General features: G+C 69.6%; 17 protein-coding genes and 1 pseudogene. 15 read left to right on the top strand and 3 right to left on the bottom strand.

Going from position 1 to position 20,282, the window contains the following annotated elements; genetic code table 11:
• Positions 1 to 75: 75 nt before the first annotated feature.
• Genes rfbB through ACZK5N_RS01150 form a run of 7 tightly spaced genes read left to right on the top strand, consistent with a single transcriptional unit; the run spans position 76 to position 5,123 of the window.
• Complete coding sequence (rfbB, locus tag ACZK5N_RS01120) at positions 76 to 1,074, top strand: dTDP-glucose 4,6-dehydratase (protein ID WP_459018000.1); 999 nt, start codon at positions 76 to 78, stop codon at positions 1,072 to 1,074.
• The gene (locus ACZK5N_RS01125) at positions 1,074 to 2,450 is read left to right on the top strand and encodes a sugar nucleotide-binding protein (protein WP_459018001.1); all 1,377 of its coding nucleotides are present in this window, start codon (positions 1,074 to 1,076) and stop codon (positions 2,448 to 2,450) included. The genes rfbB and ACZK5N_RS01125 overlap by 1 nt, the downstream gene beginning before the upstream one ends.
• Complete coding sequence (locus tag ACZK5N_RS01130; RefSeq protein WP_459018002.1) at positions 2,447 to 3,343, top strand: nucleotidyltransferase family protein; 897 nt, start codon at positions 2,447 to 2,449, stop codon at positions 3,341 to 3,343. Before ACZK5N_RS01125 ends, ACZK5N_RS01130 begins: the two co-directional genes overlap by 4 nt.
• On the top strand, positions 3,340 to 3,600 hold the full coding sequence (locus ACZK5N_RS01135) for a PqqD family protein (protein ID WP_459018003.1): 261 nt from the start codon (positions 3,340 to 3,342) through the stop codon (positions 3,598 to 3,600). The genes ACZK5N_RS01130 and ACZK5N_RS01135 overlap by 4 nt, the downstream gene beginning before the upstream one ends.
• A complete protein-coding gene (locus tag ACZK5N_RS01140) occupies positions 3,593 to 4,120 on the top strand; it encodes an arsenate reductase/protein-tyrosine-phosphatase family protein (protein ID WP_459018004.1) in 528 nt (175 codons plus the stop codon). Before ACZK5N_RS01135 ends, ACZK5N_RS01140 begins: the two co-directional genes overlap by 8 nt.
• The gene (locus ACZK5N_RS01145; protein ID WP_459018005.1) at positions 4,114 to 4,833 is read left to right on the top strand and encodes a hypothetical protein; all 720 of its coding nucleotides are present in this window, start codon (positions 4,114 to 4,116) and stop codon (positions 4,831 to 4,833) included. The genes ACZK5N_RS01140 and ACZK5N_RS01145 overlap by 7 nt, the downstream gene beginning before the upstream one ends.
• Positions 4,830 to 5,123 (top strand): PqqD family peptide modification chaperone, encoded by a 294-nt coding sequence (locus ACZK5N_RS01150; protein ID WP_459018006.1) that lies wholly within the window; start codon positions 4,830 to 4,832, stop codon positions 5,121 to 5,123. Before ACZK5N_RS01145 ends, ACZK5N_RS01150 begins: the two co-directional genes overlap by 4 nt.
• On the opposite strand, the gene ACZK5N_RS01155 is transcribed toward ACZK5N_RS01150, so the two are convergent.
• On the bottom strand, positions 5,113 to 6,015 hold the full coding sequence (locus ACZK5N_RS01155) for an HAD family hydrolase (RefSeq protein WP_459018007.1): 903 nt from the start codon (positions 6,013 to 6,015) through the stop codon (positions 5,113 to 5,115). The genes ACZK5N_RS01150 and ACZK5N_RS01155 overlap by 11 nt on opposite strands.
• Positions 6,016 to 6,022: 7 nt before the next feature.
• Positions 6,023 to 7,786: a glycoside hydrolase family 3 protein gene (locus ACZK5N_RS01160; protein WP_459018008.1), complete on the bottom strand. Its 1,764-nt coding sequence runs from the start codon at positions 7,784 to 7,786 to the stop codon at positions 6,023 to 6,025.
• A gap of 176 nt (positions 7,787 to 7,962) precedes the next feature.
• Here ACZK5N_RS01160 and gnd point away from each other — a divergent pair.
• The 3 genes and pseudogenes from gnd to ACZK5N_RS01175 form a co-directional block, all read left to right on the top strand.
• Positions 7,963 to 9,420, top strand: a pseudogene (gnd, locus tag ACZK5N_RS01165) (NADP-dependent phosphogluconate dehydrogenase); the annotation flags it as partial.
• 11 nt (positions 9,421 to 9,431) lie between these two features.
• A complete protein-coding gene (locus ACZK5N_RS01170) occupies positions 9,432 to 10,505 on the top strand; it encodes a PfkB family carbohydrate kinase (protein ID WP_459018009.1) in 1,074 nt (357 codons plus the stop codon).
• 85 nt (positions 10,506 to 10,590) lie between these two features.
• Positions 10,591 to 11,898, top strand: coding sequence for a lactate racemase domain-containing protein (locus tag ACZK5N_RS01175; RefSeq protein WP_459018010.1), 1,308 nt, complete (start codon positions 10,591 to 10,593; stop codon positions 11,896 to 11,898).
• 831 nt (positions 11,899 to 12,729) lie between these two features.
• Here ACZK5N_RS01175 and ACZK5N_RS01180 read toward each other — a convergent pair.
• Positions 12,730 to 14,184, bottom strand: a complete 1,455-nt coding sequence (locus ACZK5N_RS01180; RefSeq protein ID WP_459018011.1) for an MFS transporter — start codon at positions 14,182 to 14,184, stop codon at positions 12,730 to 12,732.
• 284 nt (positions 14,185 to 14,468) lie between these two features.
• On the opposite strand from ACZK5N_RS01180, the gene uidA reads away from it, so the two are divergent.
• The 5 genes from uidA to ACZK5N_RS01205 are packed head-to-tail and all read left to right on the top strand — an operon-like array spanning position 14,469 to position 20,279.
• On the top strand, positions 14,469 to 16,253 hold the full coding sequence (gene uidA / locus ACZK5N_RS01185) for a beta-glucuronidase (protein WP_459018012.1): 1,785 nt from the start codon (positions 14,469 to 14,471) through the stop codon (positions 16,251 to 16,253).
• Positions 16,254 to 16,258: 5 nt separating this feature from the next.
• The gene (gene larE, locus ACZK5N_RS01190) at positions 16,259 to 17,173 is read left to right on the top strand and encodes an ATP-dependent sacrificial sulfur transferase LarE (RefSeq protein ID WP_459018014.1); all 915 of its coding nucleotides are present in this window, start codon (positions 16,259 to 16,261) and stop codon (positions 17,171 to 17,173) included.
• Entirely contained in the window at positions 17,170 to 17,856 is a 687-nt protein-coding gene (gene larB, locus ACZK5N_RS01195; protein WP_459018016.1) for a nickel pincer cofactor biosynthesis protein LarB, read from the top strand. Before larE ends, larB begins: the two co-directional genes overlap by 4 nt.
• A complete protein-coding gene (larC, locus tag ACZK5N_RS01200) occupies positions 17,849 to 19,228 on the top strand; it encodes a nickel pincer cofactor biosynthesis protein LarC (protein ID WP_459018018.1) in 1,380 nt (459 codons plus the stop codon). Before larB ends, larC begins: the two co-directional genes overlap by 8 nt.
• Positions 19,221 to 20,279, top strand: coding sequence for a LacI family DNA-binding transcriptional regulator (locus ACZK5N_RS01205; protein ID WP_459018020.1), 1,059 nt, complete (start codon positions 19,221 to 19,223; stop codon positions 20,277 to 20,279). Before larC ends, ACZK5N_RS01205 begins: the two co-directional genes overlap by 8 nt.
• The last annotated feature ends 3 nt before the right edge of the window (positions 20,280 to 20,282 follow it).

Here is a 20,282-nt window from a genome sequence, read left to right on the forward strand (position 1 = left end):
CCTCGGCGCCGCGCGCGTTCGGCGCGGGGGCCGGGCAGCCGGTGTCGCGGCTGTCGCGCCCGGTAGGCTCCCGGTGTGGAGACGATTCTGGTCACTGGGGGAGCCGGGTTCATCGGCAGCAACTTCGCGCATTGGCTGGTGGAGCACACCGACGCGGCGGTGACGGTGTTGGATGCGCTCACCTATGCCGGCACCACCGCCAACCTCGAGGGCCTGGATCCTCAGCGGGTGAGGTTCGTCGAGGGCTCCGTCACTGATCCCGCTCTGGTGAACCGGCTGGTGGAGGCCCATGACACGGTGGTCCATTTCGCGGCCGAGTCCCACAACGACAACTCCCTCGAAGGGCCTGGGGTGTTCGTCGAGACCAACATCCTGGGCACCTTCCACGTGCTTCAGGCGGTGCGGCGGTTCGACAAGCGTCTGCATCACATCTCCACCGATGAGGTGTACGGCGACCTGGAGCTGGACGACCCGGCCCGGTTCACCCCGTCGACGGCCTACAACCCGTCGAGCCCGTATTCGGCCTCCAAGGCGGCCTCCGATCACCTGGTGCGCGCCTGGGTGCGTTCGTTCGGGGTGCGGGCCACGATCAGCAACTGCTCGAACAACTACGGTCCGCGTCAGCACATTGAGAAGTTCATCCCCCGCCAGATCACCAACGTGCTCGACGGTATCCGCCCCAAGCTCTACGGCGCCGGGGCCAACGTGCGCGACTGGATCCACGTCGACGACCACAATTCCGCGGTCTGGCGGATCCTCACCCATGGCCGGATCGGGGAGACCTACCTCATCGGCGCCGACGGCGAGATGAACAACAAGGACGTCATCGAGCTGATCCTGACACTCATGGGCCAGCCGGCAGACGCCTACGACCACGTCACCGACCGCGCCGGCCACGACCTGCGCTACGCCATCGACGCCAGCAAGCTGCGCGACGAACTCGGCTGGGCGCCGCAGTACACCGACTTCCGTCAGGGACTTCAGGCCACGATCGAGTGGTACCGCGGCAACGAGGGGTGGTGGCGTCCGCTGAAGGCCGCCGTCGAGGCCAAGTACGCCGCGAAGGGCCAGTGATGGGCGGGCTCAGGGTGGAGACCACCGCGATCCCCGGCCTGCTGATCCTCACGCTGCCCCTCCACGGGGATTCCCGCGGATGGTTCAAGGAGAACTGGCAGCGCGCGAAGATGACGGCTCTCGGGCTGCCCGATTTCGGCCCGGTGCAGCAGAACATGAGCTTCAACGCCGAGGCGGGCGTCACCCGCGGTATCCACGCCGAACCCTGGGACAAGCTGGTCTCGGTGGCCACGGGGCGGGTGTTCGGGGCCTGGGTGGATCTGCGCGACGGCGACACGTTCGGCGCCGTGGTCACCCACGAGATCGGCCCGGACACGGCCGTGTTCACCCCCAGCGGGGTCGGCAACGCGTACCAGGCCCTCGAGGGCGGGACCTGCTACTCCTACCTGGTCAACGAGCACTGGTCAGCCGACGCCAAGTCCCAGTACACCTTCGCCAACCTTGACCACCCGGGCATCGTCTGGCCCCTGCCCCTGGACTCGGCCATCGTGTCCGACGCGGACCGCACCCACCCCGCGCTCGCCGACGTCGCACCGATGCCCCGTCCCCGCCCCGTGGTCACCGGAGCGGGCGGCCAGCTCGGCCGGGCGCTGCGCCGGATCCTCCCCGACGGAGTGTTCCTGGGCCGCGAGGACCTGGACATCACCGACCCCGACGCCGTCGCCGCCTACCCGTGGGGACGGGCCTCCGCGATCATCAACGCCGCCGCCTGGACCGCCGTCGACGCCGCCGAGACCGACGCCCGCGCCGCCTGCTGGGCCGCCAACGTCACCGGCACCGCCAACCTCGTCGACGCAGCCCGCCGGCACCGCCTCCCCTTCGTCCACGTCTCCACCGACTACGTCTTCGACGGCACCCGCCAGATCCACCCCGAGGACGAGCCGTTCTCCCCCCTCAATGTCTACGGCGCCACCAAAGCCGCCGCCGACGCCCTCGTCGCCACCCTCCCCCGGCACCACATCCTGCGCACCAGCTGGGCCATCGGCGAGGGACCCAACTTCATCCGCACCATGGCCCGCCTCGCCGACGCCGGCGCCTCCCCCAGCGTGGTCGACGACCAGTACGGACGCCTCACCCTCGCCGACGACCTCGCCCGCGCCGCCCTCCACCTCCTCCACAGCGCCCCCTCCGGCACCTACAACGTCACTTCCGACGGCCCCACCATGTCCTGGTACGACATAGCCACCGCCGTGTTCGACGCCCGCGGCGCCAGCGGCCGCGTCACCCGCACAGACACCGCCACCTTCACCGCCGGCAAGCCCACCGCCCCCCGCCCCCGCCACAGCACCCTCGACCTGACCGCACTCAAGGCCACCGGCTACCAGCCCATCGACGGCATCGCCGCCCTCCACCGCTATCTGGAGACGCTGCCGTGAGCCGCGACCCCTCCCTCCCGGTACGCCTCAAACTCATCCACGGCGTCCTCCAGCGCCACGCGGACCGGGCCGGCGCCGACGTCCTGCACATCAAGGGTCCCGCCGTCGCAGACGAGCTGCTCGACGCCCGCCCCGTCACGGACCCGGTCAGCGGGGAGCATCGCGTCGAAGTCACGGGGCGCCACAGCAGCGATGCGGACCTCCTGGTTCGCCCTGGGCACGTCGCGAGGTTCCTCGACGAGGTGACCCGGCACGGCTGGATCCGCAAGACGACGTTCGCCTCGAGCTCGGCCTTCGGCCACGCGATGAATATCTACCACCCCACGCTCGGCAACGCGGACGTCCATCGTCGGTTCCCCGGCCTGGCGGACGCGGCGTTCGACGAGCTGTGGCGGGGTCGGTCGAGCATCGAGCTGGGGCACGTCCCCTGCGCCGTCCCGTCGGTCCAGGCCCAACGCCTCCTCCTTCTCCTTCACGCCGCCCGCAGCGGCCCCAGCCACCCGGACACCGAGCGGGCCTGGGTGCGGGCTACCGAGGACCAGCGCGCCGGCGTGCTCTCCCTGGCCCGGCAGCTGGGCGCCGAACTCGGGGTGGCGGCCGCGGTCGGCGGCCTGGACGCCTTCCGCGACCACCCGGACTACCTGCTCTGGAAGCACTTCCACGAGGGCAATCCCAGCCGGCTCGACGAATGGCGCGCGCGGTGGCGCGCGGCCACCACCCTGCGCGCCAAGGCGGACGTGGTGCACGGCCTCCTGTTCTTCGACACCACCCTCCTCGAAGCCGAACTGGGCCACCCGCCCACGAGGCGTGAGATCCGTCAGCGGCTTCTGCAACGATGGATACGACTGATCGACGAAGTGTCCAGCCGCGTACGGAAGGGGGCCCGCCGGTGAGATTCACGCGTCACCCGGAGGCGGTCTGGGAGGACGACGGCGCCACCGTGTTCGCCACCGCCCCCACCATCGGGGAGGTCGTGATCCTCGACGGCGCCTCCGCCCTCATCTGGCACGCCCTCGACGGCGCCACCACGCCCCAGATCGCCGCCGAGGTGAGCCACATCACAGGAGCCCCGCAGGCCGAGATCCTCCCCCACCTGACCCCCTTCCTCGCAGATCTGGTGACCAGGCGGCTGGTGGTCGCCCATGCCTGAAGCGCCGCTCATCGTTTTCGTCTGCACGGCCAACATCAGCCGCTCCCCCTGGGCCGAAGCCCGAGCCGCCCAGCTTCTCGACGGCTACCGCCTGAGCAGCGCCGGCACCATGGCCGCCCGTGGCCGCCCGGTGGATCCCGTCATGGCGGAGACCCTGCCGGAGGGCGCTGTTGTCCACTCCGGGTCGAAGCCGCTGAGCAGGAGCATCGTCGCGGACGCCGGCCTGCTGCTCACCATGGAGGGCGCCCACCGCCACTACATCCTGGAGGAGTACCCGGCCGCCATCCGGAAGAGCTTCACGCTGGGCCAGTTCGTCGCCTCAGCGCGACGGGCGCCGTCGCGGCTGACGTTCGAGGACCTCGTCGGTTGGGTCTACGCCAACAGGGTGCCCAGCACCCCCGGCACGGACGTCGCTGACCCCTACGGTCAGGGTCGCGAGCGTGCCCGCGCCGCGGCGGGCCAGCTGGAGGCGCTCATCTCGGAGTTGGCCACGCTACTTCCGAAGGGCCCGCCGTGGTGACGGTGACGGGCCTCGGCGTCCGTGTGAACGTGGACCTCACCCGGACGTCGCTGGACCCGGACGAATTCGCCGCCCTCTGGGTTCGCTGCCTGGCGCCAGGAGGCGAGGCCGGGCCCACCGTCGAGATCTCGTCGGGCGCCACGCAGGAGTCGGCCACGCAGCAGATCACCCAGGCGCTGATCGCCGCCCGCGCCGGGGAGCTGCTCATGCTGCACGCCGGCGGGGTGGCCCACCCGGAGACGGGGCGGGCCCTGGTCTTCGTGGCGCCCGGCGGCACCGGCAAGTCCACCCTCACCCGCGCCCTCGGCGCCCGCTACGGCTACCTGTCGGACGAGACCATCGGGATCGACCCGGACACCCTCGAGATCCACCCCTACCCCAAGCCCATCACGCTTGCCACGGAGCACGGGCAGCCGAAGCGCGAGAACTCCCCCGGGGCCCTGGGGCTGGTGCCCGCGCCGGCCTCGCCCGTCCTGGCGGACCTCGTCGTGCTACGCCGCACGCCCGGCCGCGACAGGGCGGCCTTCACCCCGTTGGGTGTGCTCGACACACTCGCCATGATCGCCGGGGAGACCTCCTCGCTGTCCAGGCTGCCCCGTCCCCTGCACCTCATGGCAGACGTCCACCGGCGCGCGGGCGGAACGCTGATCGAGTACGGCGAGTCCGCTCAGATCATGGACTGGTGCATGGCCCGGCTGGACGGGTCGCCATGATCCGCCGGACGCCCGTCACGGACTTCCTTGCCGTCGACGGCGAGTCCCTCGCGCTCGTGGACAACAAGGTCCTGCGCCTCGGCCCCGTCGCCACCCTCATCCTCGAGGTGCTGGAGGACGGCCCCACCACGCTCCCCCGCCTCGCCCGTGACCTCGAGGCCGCGTTCGGCGCCCCGCCCGACGGTGGCCTGGAGGCGGCCGTCGCGTCCCAGGTGGCGGCGTTGACGGACAACGGGCTCCTCACCGTCGATGAGGAGCCCGTTGGTCAGGACGGCGGCGTCACGCCGTGACCCACCCCGGCTTCTCCGGCAGGAGCGCCTCGAAGTCGGCCACCAGGGAGTCCATGTAGGCGCCGCGGTAGGTGCCGTCGAGGAACTTCGGCAGCGCCTCCTCGCGGAACCTGAGCCAGGACTCGGCCTCGCCGCCGGGCATGATCGGGTAGAACAGCACGCCTTCGGAGAAGGCGCTGTCACGGTCACCTGGCGCGTCGCCGATGAGCATGATGTGGTCATCGGCGTACTTACCCTTGGCCGCCCAGTGGACGTGCTGGGCCTTCGAGCCCATTTCCTGCCCTGCGACCACCTTCATGTACTTCGCCAGGTCGTGCTCGTGCCACTCGCGCTCAAGCGCCTCCATCGGGGTGGCCGAGACCGTCATGCAGTCCACGTCGGCCTGCATCGCCTCGATCGCCTCGCGGGCGCCCGGGAAGGGCGCGCAGCCGTGCACCATCCAGGCGATCAGCTCGTTGACGCCCTTGCCCCAGGCGATGCACTGTGCGATCTCGGCGGAGGGGTGGGCCTCGGCGAACTCGGCGATCCCCTTGTCCGAGCGCGGGTACCCGGAATCGAGGAACCTCTGCAGCTCGACGCCCTCGGGCACCTTGACGCCGCGCTCCAGGACCTCCGGCCGCTGACGAAGCAGCTCGAACAGCCTGGCCAGCGCCACCCAGCGGTTCTGGCCGCGGGTGGTGGAGTACAGGTTGACGAACAGCGCCGTCTCGCGCACCAGGGTGGAGGCGGCCTGCAGGTCGAAGTACTTGATGTAGGCCGGGGTGAAACACTCCTGGTGCTTGATGTCCATGGCGTCCATGGCGCAGCCGTCGGAGTCGATCCCGACGAAGAACTGCTTCGTCGGCTGGAAATCCAGCAGGACCTGGGCCCGCTCAGGCATCTTGTCGTTCATCGGGCCCTCAGATCCGGGAGTCGGGGAAGGGGAACATCTCGGTGGCCGAGACGCCCTTGAACTCGCTCTTGCCCTCCATCTTGTCCAGCAGGATGTCGAGGTTGAAGTCGTGGTCGTCGAAGGCGTTGATGAACGTCTTGACCTGCGGCATGTCGGCAAGCAGGTTGGGCGACGCCGTCGACACGAGGATGGTCGGCAGCTCGTGGACGTACCACGGCATGTCGAGGGTGCCCTTGGTGCCCGGCCAGTAGGGGCGCTCGACGGCCTGGCCCAGGCCGTTGACGTTGGCCACGGAGATGACCATGTCGTAGTTGTCGGTCAGGCCCGAGATCGGGGACTTGCCTGCATAGGCGTTCTGCAGGATCTCCTTGGTCTCCTCCGGCGACTTGCCCTTGATCTTGTCGAGTTGCGACTCGTAACGGTCGGCCTCGTAGCCGCGCTCGCGCAGCTTGGCGACGATCTTGTCGGCCGGGTGCTCGCCGGCCCCGCCCGCCATCATCGCGAAGGGGCTGGGCGCCGCGCCGATCGGCACCACCAGGATGCGCTTGAACTTGGTCGTCGAGATGGGCAGGTTCTCGGGCTGCTTGTGCTTGACCAGCGTGATGGCGTGGTCGGCGACCTCCTTGGCCATCTCCTTGGCCTCGGGGAGGCCGATGAGGGCCATGGCCACCTCCTTCGGGGGAAGAATGTCCTCGCGCTTCCGGGTGTGCAGGCCGAGCATGGCCTTGAGGCCGAGGATGCGGGTGAGTGCCTCATGAAGCCGCTCGTCGGAGAGCTTGCCGCTCTTCCAGCCCTCCATCATCCAGGTGAAGTCCTCGTCGGGATCGTTGAAGAACAGGAACAGGTCGCAGCCGGCCTCGATGGCGGTGGGCAGGATGTCGGAGCGCTTCATGGCGGCGGTGAGGCCCACCATGTGGCTCGCGTCGGTGACCACGACGCCGTTGAAGCCCAGCTTGCCGCGGAGCAGGTCGGTGTTGATCTCCTTCGACAGGGTGGCGGGGAGGATGTCCTCGTCAGTCATGTCGGGGTTGAAGTGCTTCTGGTACGCCGGCAGGGCGATGTGGCCGGTCATCAGCGACGGCAGGCCCGCGTCGATCAGGCCCTTGTACAGCCGGCCGAACGTGGCGTCCCACTCGTCGGTGGACAGGTAGTTGGGGGCGTGGGAGAGGTGCTGGTCGCGCTCGTCGATGCCATCGCCCGGCCAGTGCTTGGCTGCCGGCGCGATGCCGGACTCCTGGATGCCCTTCATGTAGGCGAGGCTCATCTCGAGGACGAGATCCACGTCGCCGCCGAAGGCGCGACGCGACACGATGGGGTTGCGCCAGTTGCGGTAGATGTCGACGATGGGCGCGAAGGACCAGTTGCAGCCCACCGCCGCAGCCTCGACGCCGGAGATGCGGCCCATCTCATAGGCGTACCTGGCGTCCTGGGTGTTGCCGATCTTGGCCTCCCAGCCGACGTAGGTGCCGTCGGTGGCCGCGCCGTTGCCGCCGGCCTCGGTGTTCGCCGCGATCAGCATGGGGATCTTGGACTTGGTCTGCAGGATGTTGTTCTGCTCCCAGACCTCGTCCGCCTTGGCGGGGACGTAGCGCACCGCGCCGATGTGATACGTGTCGAGGACGCCGGTGAGGTACTCCTCGGTGCGCTGGGCGCCCATGTTGACGAAGAGCTGGCCGATCTTCTCCTCGTCGGTCATCTCCGCGATGGTGCTCTGCACCCAGCTGATCGCCTCGTCGTCGAGGTTGAAAGGCGTGGCCTTCAGGTCCACCATGATGCTGCTCCTTGCTCCGTTGCTGATGATGTAACCGTACGAGCGACAGGCCCTCGGACCACGTCAGTTGCCTTTAGTTGCCATGCCCGAGGTTTGCCCTGAGCAACAAGTGGCAACTTTTCCTGCAGCGTGTGTTCGCGGGGCCATCCTGAAGGGGCACACGACCCAAAGGAGCATCGATGGCACTCGCCACCCCAACCCCGTCCAGCGCTGACATCGGAGTCACCGGCATGGGGGTGATGGGCTCGAACCTGGCCCGCAACCTCGCCCGCAACGGCCACAAGGTGGCCATCCACAACCGCAGCGTCGCCAAGACCGAGGCCGTCATGGACGCCCACGGCACCGAAGGCGTCTTCGTCCCGGGGGCGACGATGGACGAGTTCGTCGCATCCCTCAGCAGCCCGCGCGTCGCGATCATCATGGTCCAGGCCGGCCCCGCGACCGACCTCGTCATCGAGGAGCTCGCCGCACGGATGGACGAGGGCGACATCATCGTCGACTGCGGCAACTCCCTGTTCTCCGACACGCGCCGCCGGGAGGCCGCGCTCCGCGAGCGGGGTCTGCACTTCGTGGGCGCCGGCGTCTCCGGCGGTGAGGAGGGCGCCCTCTGGGGTCCCTCGATCATGCCCGGTGGCTCCGTCGAGTCCTACAAGCGCCTCGGCCCCATGTTCGAGTCCATCTCCGCGGTCGTCGACGGCGAACCCTGCTGCACCCACGTCGGCCCCGACGGCGCCGGCCACTTCGTCAAGATGGTCCACAACGGCATCGAATACGCCGACATGCAGGTGATCGGCGAGGCCTACGACCTGCTGCGCCGCGCGCTCGGCCTGACGCCCGCCGAGGTCGCCGACATCTTCGCCGAGTGGAACAAGGGCGACCTGGACTCCTACCTCATGGAGGTCAGCGTCGAGGTGCTGCGCCACACGGACGCCACCACCGGCCAGCCCCTCGTCGACATCATCGTCGACCGCGCGGGCCAGAAGGGCACCGGCTCCTGGACCGTCCAGACCGCCCTCGACCTCGGCGTCCCGGTCACCGGCATCGGCGAGGCCACCTTCGCCCGCGGACTCTCCTCGTCCGTCGAGCAGCGGCTCGCCGCCCGCAACTTCGACGGCCAGGCCGCAGCCTGGGACGTGACGGATCGCGACGCCTTCATCGAGGACGTGCGGCTGGCGCTGTACGCGTCGAAGCTCGTGGCCTACTCCCAGGGCTTCAACATGATCCAGGCCGCCGCCGCGACCTACGGCTGGGACATCAACCTGGGCGAGCTTGCGCGCATCTGGCGCGGGGGCTGCATCATCCGCGCCCAGTTCCTCGGCGAGATCACCCGCGCCTACACCTCCGCACCGGAACTGCCGCTGCTCATCGGCGACGGGTACTTCTACGACAAGATCGTCGCAGCCCTCCCGTCGTGGCGTCGCGTCGTCAGCCAGTCGGCGCTGCACGGCGTCCCGGCACCGGTGTTCTCGTCGTCGCTTTCCTACTACGACGGTGTCCGCGCCGATCGCCTCCCCGCCGCCCTCATTCAGGGTCAGCGCGACTTCTTCGGCGCTCACACCTACCGCCGGATCGACCTCGACGGCTCCTTCCACACCCTCTGGGCCGCCGACGGCCGCCCCGAGGTCGAGGCCTGAGGCGCGGGATCATGAAACTCCGTGACGATGCGCAGTGGGCCCTCGTGGTGCCCACGTCCATGGGGGTGCGACTCACGCCGGTGAACCGGCAGAGCGTGCACACCTCCCGGGAGTTCACGCTCCAGGCCACCTCGGCCGAGACCAACGTGGCGTCGGTGGTGTCCTACCTCGGCCTGCCCGTCAAGGTGCTCACCAACTTCGTCGAGGGATCGCCCATCTCGGCGTTCATCAAGGCGGACCTCCGGGGTCGCGGCATGGCGTTCGAGGGTCCCGACGTGCCGCAGGGCGACGCCTGGGGCTACCGGCACCAGTTCAACATCGCCGACTCGGGCTTCGGGGGTCGCGGCCCGCGGGTCTGGAACGACCGCGCGGGCGAGGTGGGGCTGACCCTGTCGGCCGACGATTACGATCTCGACACGCTGTTCGCCACGGAGGGCGTGAAGATCCTGCACCTTTCGGGGTTGGTCGCCGCCCTGTCGGAGCAGACCGCGAAGTTCTGCGTCGAGGTGGCCCGCAAGGCCAAGGCGCACGGCACCGCCATCAGCTTCGACCTCAACTACCGGGCGTCCTTCTGGAAGGGCCGCGAGCAGGAATTGCGGTCGACCTTCACCGAGATCGCCGGGCTCTGCGACATCCTCTACGGCAACGAGGAGGACTTCCAGCTATGCCTGGGCATCCCAGGGCCAGAGGCCGGCGGTGAGGCCATCGGGGCCAAGATCGACAGCTTCAAGGAGATGATCGGGCGCATTCGCCAGACGTACCCCCAGGCCTCCTACGTCGGCACCTCGCTGCGCGAGGTGGTCTCGGCCAACCGCCACGAGTGGGGCATGGTGCTGTGGGGCGACGGCGACTTCCATGTCGCCGAACTCCGCGATATCGACGTCATCGACCGCATCGGCGGCGGCGACGGCTCCGTCGGCGGCGTGCTGTACGGCATCCTCAAGGGTTGGCCCGCCGAGAAGTGCATGCAGTTCGGGTGGGCGACCGGGGCGCTGGCCGCCACGTCGCTCAACGACTACGCCGCACCGGCCGACGAGGAGCAGGTCTGGTCCATCTGGTCCGGCAACGCGCGCGTGAAGCGCTGACCGCTCCACCGTTCCGCCACTTCCCCCGGGCCCTCCTCTACGGGCCCGGGGGATTTCCCCATTCACGAGAGTTAGGCTGATCATCATGATGAACCTGTACCCGGGCGTCGCGCCGGCCGCCACCGTCGGCGGGCCTGAGACGACCCTCACGGAGGAGCAGATCCGGCGCTTCGTCGCCGACGCCGTCGGCGCTTACGACGTCGCGGGCAAGCGGATCACCCTCGTGGTCCCAGACGGCACCCGCCACGCGCCGGTGGCGATGCTGGCGCACCTCGTCCGCGACGCCCTCGGCACCCGCCCAAGCTCCGTCCGCGTCGTCATCGCCCTCGGCACGCACGATTACATGTCCGAGGAGGCGATCGCGGCGCTGATGGGCTACGAGCCCGGCCACTTCGCCGACGAGTACCCCGGTTGGGAGATCCACAACCACGACTGGCGCAACGACGAGACGTTCGCGGATCTCGGCACCATCGACGCCGCCCGCATCGGGGAGCTGACCGACGGACGGCTGACGGACCGGGCCATGACGGTGCTGGTCAACAGGATGGTCGTCGACACCGACATCTCGCTGGTCCTGGGCCCGGTGCTGCCGCACGAGGTCGTCGGCATCTCCGGCGGCAACAAGTACTTCTTCCCTGGCCTCTCGGGACACGACGTGATCGACATGTCGCACTGGGTGGGGGCACTCATCACGAGCTTCGAGATGATCGGCAGCGTCGGCATCACGCCGGTGCGCCAGATGATCGACGCCGCCGCCGCGCTCATCCCGTCGACGAAGCTGCTCCTCGGGATGATCGTCAAGCCCGGCTCCGACGATCTGCAGTTCCTGTCGTTCGGCGACACACGCACGTCGTGGGAGGCGTGCGCACAGGTGTCGAGCCAGGTGCACGTCAAGTACGTGCCCAAGGCCTACAAGCGGGTGGTGTCGGTCATTCCGACGATGTACGAGGACATGTGGACGGGGGCGAAGGGCTTCTACAAGATGGAGCCGGTCGTCGCCGACGGCGGCGAGCTGATCATCTACGCGCCGCACATCAAGCACGTCTCCGTGATGCACCCGGGGATCGAGGAGATCGGCTACCACAACCGGCAGTACTTCGTCGGTCAGTGGGAGCGATTCAAGGATCACCCGTGGGGTGAGCTGGCGCACTCCACCCACCTGCGCGGGCTCGGCGACTACGACCCGGACACGGGCGTCGAGACCAATCGCGTGACGGTGACGCTGGCGACGGGGATCCCACGCGAGGTCGTCGAGAGCATCAACCTGAACTACCTGGATCCGGCGGAGGTGGACCTGGCCGCAATGGAGGCGGACCCGGACACCCTCGTGGTGCCCAACGCCGGCGAACTGCTGCACCGCACTGAGGCACAGCGCCACCGTCTCCCCGCCTGACGACGACCGCCTGCCGGCAGGCACAACCGGGCGTTCCCCCTCGTCCCTGGGGCCACTGCGCCGCAAGGACGAGGGGTCCTGGATGGTCTGCCGCCACTCACTTGAGCCGGATCTGAGTCTCGCGGGAGTTGGATCGATCGAATCCTTCCAACTCAGCCTTGAGCCTCGGATCCGGCTCGTGCGCCTTTGCCGAGAGCCGTGTCCGGCTCAACTCAGTCCCCCGAGAGCCGTGTCCGGCTCAATCCCCTACCCGGCCACGATCCCCGGTCGATCGGTTGTCGGGACTCGACGAACGACCTGAGCGCGGAGATCGGCAGGGCGGCTTCGCGCACTGATGCCCAGCCCTCCGAACGCGCTGAGGGCGGGGATCGGCGGGGCGGCTCGGCGCACTAATGCCCAGCCCTCCGAACGCGCTGAGGGCGGGGATCGGCGGGGCGGCTCGGCGCACTGATGCCCAGCCCGACGATCACCCCACTGGCCTCCCGCCTGCACATACCCGAGCCAGGGCCGCCCCGCCGACACCCGCCCGGACCTGGCCACGTCACCGGTGACCAGTGCGGGGAGCGGTGAGCCGAGTCCCGGGCGGCCTCACCCACCCGCGCGACGCGAGGGTCGACACCGGTCAGGGACCCGGACAGAGCGGCCGCCCGGGACTCGGCTCACGGCTCCCCGCACCATCGAGAGGCGCATCGCCCCCGGCGGGGCGGACGGGGCATCGCCCCCGACGGGGTGGACGACAGAACGGCCCCCGACGGGGTGGACGACAGAACGGCCCCCGCCGGAGCGGGGGCCGTTCGTTTCCTGGATGAGCCCCGAGGGGTCGTGTCCGGCTCAGACGGTGGCGGCAGCCTCCGCCTCGGCGCGACGACGCTTGAGCTCGGCGATGTTGGAGGCGACAGCCTCCTTGCCCAGCGGGTAGACGAGCCAGAGGGCGAGACCGCAGGCCAGGTACATGAAGCCCGGCAGCAGTGTCGACAGCATCCAGATGCCCTGGATGGTCTCGGGGCTCTGGGTGACGGACTCGCCGGCCGTCGTGGCCGTCTGGTAGCCGATCCAGCCGAGCGCCATGGATCCGAGGCCACCGGCGAGGGCCTGACCGAACTTGCGGGACCACGAGTACACGGCGTAGACGACGCCGTCGTTACGGGAACCGGTCTTGACCTCCTGCTGGTCGATCACGTCGGTGATGAACGCCCAGACGAGGACGTTGAACAGGCCCAGGCCGATCACCGCGAACCCGAAGATGAGCAGGAAGGCGAAGGGCGAGGTGCGGAGGTCCACGAAGTACAGGGAGATGTGGAGCACGCCGCAGAGCAGCACTCCGATGACGCCGATCTCCTTCTTGCCGAACCGACGGGCCAGCGCCGGGGCGAAGGCGGCCAGCGCGAGGGCCGGGGCGAACGACAGGATCTGGCCGATCGAGGCAAGCTCGCCGCGCTCGAAGTACTCGAGCCACAGGAAGGAGCTCACCGAGCCGGCGAACAGCGAGGCGAACAGCAGCATGATGGCCGCGAGGATCAGCCCGCCGAGGGCGCGGTTGGTGAACAGGCCCTTGACGATGGCGCCGGCGCCGCCGCCCTCACCCTTGGGCTTCGCCTCGACGACGACGCGCTCCTGGACGTTGACGTAGCAGAGGGCGTAGCAGACGACCGCGAGGACGCCGAACACGACGGCGATGATCGGGAACCGGCCCGTGAGGATCTCCTTGCCCTGGAACGCGATGAGCGGGACGGTCAGGGAGATGACGATGCCGGCGAGCGAGGCGCCCATCGAACGGAACACGGAGAGCTGCGCGCGGTCGTCGGCCTCCGGCGAGATGGCCGACGCCATCGAGCCGTAGGGGATGTTGATCATGGTGTAGAAGACCGAGCCCCAGAGGAAGTAGGTGACCCACATCCACGCGATCTTGGCGCCCATCTGCGCCTCGCCGACGGGGAGGAACCAGTACATGGCGAAGATGGCGACCATGGCCAGCGACACCGGGATGGCGCCACGGAGGAGCCAGGGGCGGAATCGGCCGGCCGCGGTGGGCTTCGAGCGGTCGACGATGATGCCCATGCCGACGTCGGTGAAGGCGTCGACGAAACGGGCGACCAGGAAGACCAGGCCGACGGCGATCGGGTCGATGCCCATGCCCTTGATGAAGAAGGCGCCGAGGAAGAAGGCGGACATCATGAAGGTGAAGTCGTTTCCGAAGTCACCGAACATGTAGCCGATCTTGTCGCGCCAACCGAACGGACGAATGGCCTTGACCGCCCGGGTGGGGGTCTCGAGGTGTGTTGACATTACGTCTCCTTTGACTGGGCGGCTTCGACGCCGCCTTGCTTGTTCAGTCAGGCCCTCGATGTGTTGCCGATTCGCCTGAGCTAGTGGAACAAATGTGCCACCGGCGACCTCGGAGGCATCAAAGTTGCCGCTTCTTGCCATGCTGCACGGCGCCCTCCGCGCTCCGGCGCCATGAGTGTCAAGGACCCACGGCAACTTATGGCAATTCAGGATCCGCAAACCAGGCAACATGATGCAATAACTGGCACAGCCGCACTGACGCACCGCCTCGCAAAGGAGCAAGCATGCTGGGAGCCCGCACCTCACCGACCCGGTCCATCACCACGCTCGACGGCGTGTGGGACTTCCAGGCAGACACTGCCAACGAGGGCCGGAACCAGCGGTGGTTCGCCGGCGCGTTGGCCGACCCGCGGCCCATGCCCGTGCCTGCCTCCTACAACGACGTGACCACCGACACCGCGCTCCACGACCATGTAGGCGTCGTCTGGTACCAGCGAAGCGTCACCGTCCCCCGCGTCGCCGACGGCGAGCGTCTCCTCCTCCGGTTCGGCGCCGCGACACACGAGGCCACCGCCTGGGTCGACGACGCCGAGGTCGTCAGCCACGTCGGCGGCTACCTCCCCTTCGAAGCGGACGTGACGGACCTGGTCGCGCCCGGCGACTCGTTCCGGCTCACGGTCGCCGTCGACAACCGCCTCACCTGGCAATCCATCCCCCCAGGCTTCGTCAAGACCGACGCGCTGGGCCGCGAGAAGCAGTACTACTTCCACGACTTCTACAACTACGCGGGCCTGCACCGCTCCGTGCTGCTCTACACGCGGCCCGCCGTCGCTGTCACGGACGTCACGATCGTCACCGACATCGACGGCGCCGACGGCATCGTGAAGTACGACGTGACGGCAGACGGAGCGAGCACCGTCTCCGTGCGCGTGCTGGACGCAACCGGCACCGAGGTGGCCAGCGCCGAGGGCGCCACCGGTCAGCTCGCCGTCGCCGACGCCAACCTGTGGGAGCCCGGGCGCGGCTACCTCTACACCCTCGAGGTCCGTGCCGACCAGGACGTGTACCCCCAGCCGTTCGGCATCCGCACCGTCGAGGTCAAGGACTCGCAGTTCCTCATCAACGGCAAGCCCTTCTACTTCCGCGGCTACGGCCGCCACGAGGACAACCTGTCCCGCGGCAAGGGCCACGACAACGTGCTCATGGTCCACGACTTCGAGCTCATGACATGGCAGGGCGCCAACTCGTTCCGCACCTCGCACTACCCCTACGCGGAAGAGGTCATGGACTACGCGGACCGCCAGGGATTCGTCGTCATCGACGAGACCGCCGCCGTGGGCCTCAACGCGGGCATCACCGGCGGCATCTTCGGCGACGACACCCCTCGCTCCACCTTCAGCCCGAACACCGTCAACGACGAGACCCAGCGGGTCCACGCGGACCACATCCGCGAGCTGATCGCCCGCGACAAGAACCACCCCAGCGTCGTGCTGTGGTCGATCGCCAACGAGCCGGAGACCTTCACCGACGCAGGCCGCACCTACTTCGAGCCACTCGTCGCCGCCGCCCGCGAGGCCGACCCCACCCGCCCGGTGGGCTACGTCAACGTGCAGCTCTCCACCCCGGACAAGGAGAAGGTGGCCGACCTCTACGACGTCGTCATGCTCAACCGCTACTACGGCTGGTACTGGGACAACGGCGACGTGCCCCTGGCCGAGGCGCACCTGCGCGCCGAGATCGATGCCTGGATCGAGCTGGCCCCTGGCAAGCCCATCATCTTCACCGAGTACGGACCCGACACGCTGAGCGGGCTGCGCGACTTCCACCATCGCCCCTGGTCCGAGGAGTTCCAGACGGACCTGCTTGGCATGTACCACCGCGTGTTCGACGACTACCGCGAGGTGGCGGGCGAGCAGATGTGGAACTTCGCGGACTTCCAGACCACTCCGGGCATCATGCGCGTGGGCGGCAACAAGAAGGGCATGTTCACCCGCGACCGACTGCCCAAGGCTGCCGCCTATTCCGTGCGTGAGCGCTGGCTGCGCCTGCGCGACGAGCAGGGGCGCTGACGGCCATGTCCTCCCATCGCGCAGCGTGGCTGGCGGAGCAGATGCGGGTGGATCTGCACGGCGAGCTGCCGGCAGACCTGGAACTGATCGCGACGCTCGTCGCGGCCGACCTCCTGCTGCACTCGGGTGAGTGCCCGCGGGTCGGCGTCGCATACTCCGGAGGCGTCGATTCGGCGGTCCTGGCGGCGCTCACCGCCCGAGCCGTCGGGGAGGCCAACACAGTGCTGCTGCTCGGCGTCTCGCCGTCGCTGGCCCGCCGCGAGCGGCGCCTCGCCCACCACCAGGCCGATCAACTGGGCCTGCAGGTGATCGAGGTGGCCACCCACGAGCTCGAGAACCCGTCCTACAGCGCCAACCCGGTGGACCGCTGCTACTTCTGCAAGGACGAGTTGTTCACCCGTCTGGACGCCCGAGTGGTGGCCGAACTCGGCCTCGACGTCGTGGCCTACGGCGAGAACGCCGACGACGCCGGGCGGCCCGACCGCCCCGGCAGCCGGGCGGCCCGGGAACATCACGTCCGGCACCCCCTGTCCACGGCGGGCGCCACCAAGGCCGACGTCCGCGCCATCGCCGCGCACCTGGGCCTCCAGGCGGCCGCGAAGCCCGCCTCGCCCTGCCTCGCCAGCCGGATACCGCACGGCCAGGAGGTCACGGCGGAGAAGCTCGCCGCCATCGACGCGGCAGAAGACGCGGTGCTCGCTGCGGGGTTCACAGACTGCCGCGTCCGCCACCACGGCGACACGGCGCGGATCGAGGTGCCGACACCGGAGTTCGCTCTCCTGGCCGACGACCACCGCCGCAGCGCGCTCCTGGCAGCCGTGCGGGCCGCCGGATTCCGGCACGCCACCCTCGATCTCGCCGGCATCCAGTCCGGCGCCTTCACCCTCCAGCTGCTGACTGCCAGGCCGGAGGCGCTGTGAGCGACATCGCCACCCTGGACTTCGGCCGTTTCGCCCGCCGCGGCTACGCAGAGGCGGTCTTCTGCCTCGGTAAGACCGCGCACCAGTGCGGTGTCATCGCCCGGATGTGGCGCGAGCGCGCCGCCGCCGGCGAGGAACCGATCGGCGCCGTCCTCTTCACCCGCGCCACCCGGGACCAGGCCGACGCCATCAGGGCCGAGCTTCCCGACGCCCTCTACGACGCCACGGCCGCGCTGCTGGCGTGGCCCGCCGATCCGCCCACACCGTCGGGGGGCCGGGTCGTGGTCGCCTGCGCGGGCACCTCGGATCTCCCCGTCGCCCGGGAGGCCGCGCTGACGGCCCGACACCTCGGCCGCGAGGTGCTGGAGATCGTCGACGTCGGCGTCGCCGGCCTCACCCGCATCCTCGACCGCCTCGACGACCTTCGTGACGCGGACGTCATCGTCGTGGTGGCCGGGATGGACGGGGCGCTCGTGCCGGTCGTCGCCGGGCTGGTGTCCTGCCCCGTCGTCGCCGTCCCGACCTCCGTGGGATACGGCGCCAGCTTCAACGGTGTCGCGGCGCTCCTCACCATGCTCAACACCTGCGCCCCCGGCGTCGGGGTGGTCAACATCGACAACGGCTACGGGGCCGGCCACCTCGCCGCCCAGATCTCCGCCCCCCGGAAGGACCGCCATGCATGACATCATCACCGGCGGCCATCACCAGCACGAGCGCCTGACCACCGCCGACGGCCAGCTGGTTGAGGCGGGCCTCCGCATCGAGCCCGCGGGTATCTGGCGTGACGACGTCACCGCCCCCAGGACCCTCTGGATCGACGCGAGCCAGGGCGCGTCGGGCGACATGCTGCTGGCCGCGCTCCTCGACGCCGGCGCCGACGCCGGGTCGGTGGCCGCCGTCCTGAATCTGGTGGCCCCGGGCGCGCTGCATCTTCGGTCGCGACGCCTGCACCGCGGCCCGTTCGCCGCTCACAAGGTCGATGTGATCGCTGACGAGACCAACCCTCCCGCACGACATCTCCGCGACATCGAGGCCATGCTGGACGTGCCGGGCATGCCCGCCACGACGCTCCGGCTCGCCACCTCGGCGTTCCGCTCGCTCGCGCGGGCCGAGGCCGCCGTCCACGGCACCGATCCCGAAGCCGTCCACTTCCACGAGGTGGGCGCGCTGGACTCGATCGGGGACATCGTCGGCGTGTGTGAGGCGTTCCGCACCCTGGGCGTCGAGCACGCCACCAGTTCCGTCGTGGCGGTCGGAGCCGGCACCGTCCACACGCAGCACGGGCTGCTCACCGTCCCGCCACCAGCGGTGATCGAGCTCGCCGTGGGCTGGGAGGTGGAGGCGGGCGGACCGGTCGACGTGGGCGAGCTCTGCACCCCCACCGGCATGACCCTCATCCGTACCCTCTGCGACGGTGTCGGCCAGCTGCCGACGATGTCCGTCCAGAGCGTGGGTGTGGGCACCGGCAGCCGTGCCCGAGCCGACCGTCCGGGCGTCCTGCGCGTCGTCGTCGGCACCACAACCGCCCAGGCCGGCCCCCAGGGGGCCCGCGACTCCACTCCCCACGAGGTGTGCGAGGTCAGCGCCAACATCGACGACCTGGACCCGCGGGTCTGGCCAGCGGTGCTCGACCGCCTGCTCGACGCCGGCTCCGTCGACGCCTGGCTCACGCCGATCACGATGAAGCGCGGCCGACCCGCCCACACCGTCGCGGCCCTGGTGCCGCCGGCGGCCGTCGACGCCGTGGTGGATGCGCTCATCACCCACACCTCGACCATCGGGGTGCGGGTCTCGCCCCCGTGGCGCCGCCGGACCCTGAGCCGCACCTGGCGGACGGTCGAGGTGGACGGCGTCGAGGTGCGGATCAAGGTCGCCGGCGACGGCGCGGATTCGCCCATCCGCCAGGCCACCGCCGAGTTCGTCGACGTCGAGGAACTGGCCCGACAGCTGGGATGCGCGCAGCGCGTCGCCCTCACCCTCGCCCAGGGCGCGGCCTGGCGGGCCGGTCTCTTCCCAGGGGCGCCGTGGCCCGGCGAGGAGGCGACCGATGACTGAACAAGGCACCCCCAAGCGCCGCAAGCGCGTCACGATCTACGACGTGGCCAAGGAGGCCGGCGTGGCACCGTCGACCGTCTCGCGCGCCTTCGCCCGTCCCGGCCGCGTCAACTCGGAGACGGGTCTGCGCATCCATGAGGCCGCGGCCCGGCTCGGGTACCGCGTCGACCCGATCGCACGTCCCGACGGGCTCACCCGGAGCACGAAACTGCTCGCCTTCGTCGTCGCCGACGTGACCAATCCCGTCTATGCCCACATCATGAAGGGCTTCCAGCAGGAAGCCGCGGCCCACGGGCACACCGTCCTCCTCATCGACTCGCAGGAGGACGGCCAGACGGAGAACCGGCTGATCCACAGCGTCCTGCACCTGGTCGACGGCGTGGCCCTCACCTCGTCGCGGCTGAGCGACTCGGCGATCACGCAGATCGTCAAGGTCACCCCGGTCGTGGCCGTCAATCGCACCATCGCCGGGCTGCCGTCGATCATTCCCGACACCGCCCGCGGGATGCGACGCGCCGTCGAGCATCTCGCAACGCTCGGCCACCGCCACCTCACCTACCTCTCGGGACCGGCTGCGTCCTGGGCCGACGGCGCCCGATGGCGCGCGGTGTCCGAGGCGTGCCACGAGCTGAGCCTGCACCTGCGGCGCATCGGCCCCAACGCACCGTCGATCCACGGCGGATTCGCCGCGGGCCGCACCTGGCAGGAGCATCCCACCACCGGGGTGATCGCCTTCAACGACATCATGGCCATCGGATTCATGAAGCAGGTGCAGGGCGCCGGCTACCGCGTGCCCGACGACGTGTCGGTGATCGGCGTGGACAACTCCATCTCATCGGTGCTCACCACACCCACCCTCACCACAGTCTCCCCCTCGACGAGCCTGATCGGCGCCCGCGCCGCGCGGGCACTCATCACCCAACTCCGCCATCGGAGCACTCCGAGCGCCGAAACCATCGTGACCCCCATGGAGCTGCTGGTGCGCGAAAGCGTCGGGCCGCCTCCTTCCAAGACCCTCACCGCCATCCACCCGACTCCAAAAGACAAGTGAGAC

This window comes from Tessaracoccus pujii (assembly GCF_055326215.1).